We start from the raw sequence: 3268 nt of genomic DNA on the forward strand, positions 1-3268 counted from the left end.
GAACAGGGTTCCGATCAGCGGCTCCTGGTATTCCGGCCAACGCCGATCGGTCCATGCGAGCAGGCCGGCGCCGGCGAGCGCTGCCGCCACCGCGACGATCTGCACGCCGTAGCCGGACATGCCGGCACCGAGGTGCTGCACCAGAAAATCGTCGACATTGAGAAACTGCGAAAGGATGACGCCGAGTGCGGCGATCTGGGCGATCGCGAGATCGATGAAGATGATGCCGCGCGACAGCACTTGCTTGCCGAGCGGCACATGCGTGGACAACACGATCAGGCCGGCCAGGCAGGCCGGGCCGAGAATGGCGATGTCGAGACCTTCGAACGTCACGGTTTCGCTCCCTTGGCAGCGGCGAGCAATTTGGCGATCGTCGAATCGTACAGACCAAACAGATCTTTCGATTGCGCATCGCCGCCAACGGTGAAGGGCAGGCTCACGGCCGGTACGTCCGTGTGATCGGACAACCATTCGCTGGGCTTCGAGTCCTGATAGGCGGTACGCACGATCGCGAGCGTATTCGAACTCTTGGTGATGCCGATCAGGCTGACCAGGTGCGCACTGGTCGGCGGGACGCCGGGTTTGGGTTCGAGCGAGCCGATCTCATGCATGCCCAGCCAGTTGGTCAGGTAGATCCAGCTGTTGTGATGCACGACGATATTGCGGCCCTTGAGTGGCGCGGCCTGCGCGGTCCAGCGCTTGATCGCTGCGCTCCAGCGCGCGGAGAAATCGCCAAGACGCTGCTGATAGGTCGCGGCATTGGCCGGATCCAGTTGCACCAGGCGCGCGTCCAGCGCTTTGGCGATCGTCAGCATGCGGTTGGGATCCATCTGCAGATGCGGATTTCCTTCCGGGTGCACGTCGCCATTGGCGCGATCGAGCGCGGTGGGTTTTTCCAGCGTCGTCACCTGGCTCGCGGCCATGAACGATCCCGCGCCCGAGCCGATCTTCGGATTGCCCGATTGCCGGATCAGTTGTGGCAGCCAGCCGATTTCCAGCTCGGCGCCGGAACACACGATGAGGTCGGCGCGCCGCACTTTCGCGATCAGGCTGGGCTTGGCTTCGATCTGGTGCACGTCCTGCAGCGCGGAGGTGGCGACGTCGACATCGAGTTTGTCGCCGCCGAGTTCTTGCAGCAGCGAGCCCCATTCGGGTTCGCAGGCGAACACCTTGAGATTGGCGTGCGCCGGTGTCGCGGCCAGGGCGGAAAGGGCGAGCACGCTTGCCAGGAAAAGTTTCATCGATGCGTCCTTAGAATTTGTGCGCGCCGTGGGCGCCGAGGCTGACCTGGTATTGCAGGGTCAGGATGTTGTCGATATCGGTGGGATTGGGTTTGTCCTGGCTGTATTGCAGGCGCACCAGGCTGAATTCGCTGTTGAGCCAGGTCAGCATCAGGCTGTTGCGCACCGGATCGTAACTGCTGGCATACGGGCCGCTGCGATCGGCGCTGAGGTGGTCGTAACGATAGCCGGCATCCCAACTGCGGTTGATGCGATATACGCCTTCGAGGTAGTAGCCGTTGCGTGTACCGACCCAAGGCTGGTCGAGCATCGGATTGGCGGTGTCGGTGAACTGGCCATCGCGATTTTCGCGGAAGTACTCGCCGCGTAGGGTCACGCCACCATCTTTGAAATTGCCCTGCGGTGCCCATTTCCAGGTCGCATCGGCGATGTACAACTTGCTCGCGCCGGTGAAACCGTCCTCGGTGTTGTCGCTGTTGGCCTTGAGCATGGACACGCCCGCGAGCCAGGAGCTCTCCACGCCGACATCGCCGCCGGCATGCGCGAACAAGGTCTTCACGCCGGCGCCAGCATGAGCGGCACCGCCGCTCGGATAATTCTGGCCGCGGAAAACTTCGCCGCCGAATTCCAGGAACAGATCGGTCGGCGCGACCCAGCGCAGCTGCACGCCGTCATCGCCGTACTGGTTGCCGAGGAAGGCCTGATAGGCGAGCGGACGGTCGTAGAAGAAATCGGTGTGCGCGTGATGGCTGTTGAGGTAGCCGATGTTGGAATAGAAACGGCCGGCGCGCAGGCTGAAACCGTGCGGCAGCGTGGTCGTGTCGATGAAGGCTTCCTCGACGCCGACGTGGGTTTCGCCGTTTTCGTCTTCGGCAGTGAGCGTCAGCTGGCCGTAGAGTTTGTCGTCGATATTGGCAGCGAAAGACACCTCGCTCTCGCCCAGCGAAATTCCCTGCGGACCCGGACCGGCGCCGCCGGCCAGCGGGAAGCCGGCGCGGGAATACAGGTTGGGATTGAGCGAATGATGGCCGTAGGCGCCGTTGAGAATGATGCTGATGGCGGGGTTGAAAGCGTTGCCATTGGCGCTGGCGGTTTCGGGAGCCGGTGCTTCGGCGGGGGCTTCATTGGCCGCCGGCGCCTCGCTGGCCACGGCGGTGGCGGGCGGCGCGGCTTTCATTTCCTCGATCGCGGCGCGTGCTTCTTTTGCGGCGGCAACGGCGTCGGCGGCCTGCGTGCGCAGGGCCTCGGCATTTGCCTCAAGTGTTTTGACGCGGGCTTCGAGCTCGCTGATGCGTTGCTGCGGCGTCTTGTCGGCAGCGAACGCGGGCGAGGCGATCGCAGATACCAGGCAAAGCGAAATCAGGGTCTGGCGCATGGGCACGTCCGGGAAAAGATGAAGGGTTCCGGCGAGGGGGCGCCGTCGCCGCCGGACCCTGACACGGACGAAGATCCGGGCCGGGGCAGGCGGCTGCAATGTTATATTCTATCAATTCACCGACTTTGCCAAATTAAATAAAATTAATGGCATCAGGCGCTTGGCCCGGACCCTTAGCGCCGGGGTCAGATATTGGCGGGCTTGGCAGGCGCGGTACGCACCAGCAGCGGATGGGCGAAAACCGCCGCCAGGATCACCGCGACGCCCAGATAGAAGCGCAGGCTGAGCTCGTGCTGTTCGCCCAGCAGCGGCACCGCGAGCGCGATTGCGTAGACCGGCTCCAGATTTACGGCGAGTTGCGCGCTGAACGCCGTGAGTTGGCGCAGCGCCACCAGCGACAGCACGAACGGCAGCAGCGTGCAGACGAGCGCGAGGACCAACAGCAAACAGGCGTCATGCAGGCCGGGCAGCGGGAACGCCGGTCCGACGTGCGGCAGCAGCGGCGCCAGCACAGTGAGGAAAATCGCGCCTGCTCCGAGTTCGATGCAGGTGACGGTGTAGGCATCGGCGCGTTCGATGAAGCGTTTGTTGAGCGCGCTGAAGATCGCCACCAGCAAGGCCGACAGCGCGCCGATCGCCACGCCCAGACGCA

The 3268-nt window shown here is 63.7% G+C and carries 4 protein-coding genes; all 4 read right to left on the minus strand.

All coding sequences use genetic code 11. The annotated features are described in order from the left end of the window. Positions 1-333: hypothetical protein (locus tag VKM35_RS07690; protein WP_324320053.1), on the minus strand; the 333-nt coding region annotated here is incomplete at its 3' end. Further along, positions 330-1241 carry a metal ABC transporter substrate-binding protein gene (locus VKM35_RS07695; protein ID WP_324320055.1) on the minus strand — a complete coding sequence of 304 codons (912 nt, stop codon included), beginning with the start codon at positions 1239-1241 and terminating at the stop codon, positions 330-332. The genes VKM35_RS07690 and VKM35_RS07695, both read right to left, overlap by 4 nt. 10 nt (positions 1242-1251) lie before the next feature. Beyond that, the gene (locus VKM35_RS07700) at positions 1252-2616 is read right to left on the minus strand and encodes a hypothetical protein (protein ID WP_324320057.1); all 1365 of its coding nucleotides are present in this window, start codon (positions 2614-2616) and stop codon (positions 1252-1254) included. Positions 2617-2801: 185 nt separating this feature from the next. Continuing rightward, positions 2802-3268 (minus strand): DMT family transporter (locus VKM35_RS07705; protein WP_324320059.1); only part of this gene is annotated, 467 nt, incomplete at its 5' end.

Source organism: Arenimonas sp. (genome assembly GCF_035312645.1).
Taxonomy (GTDB): Bacteria; Pseudomonadota; Gammaproteobacteria; order Xanthomonadales; family Xanthomonadaceae; genus Arenimonas.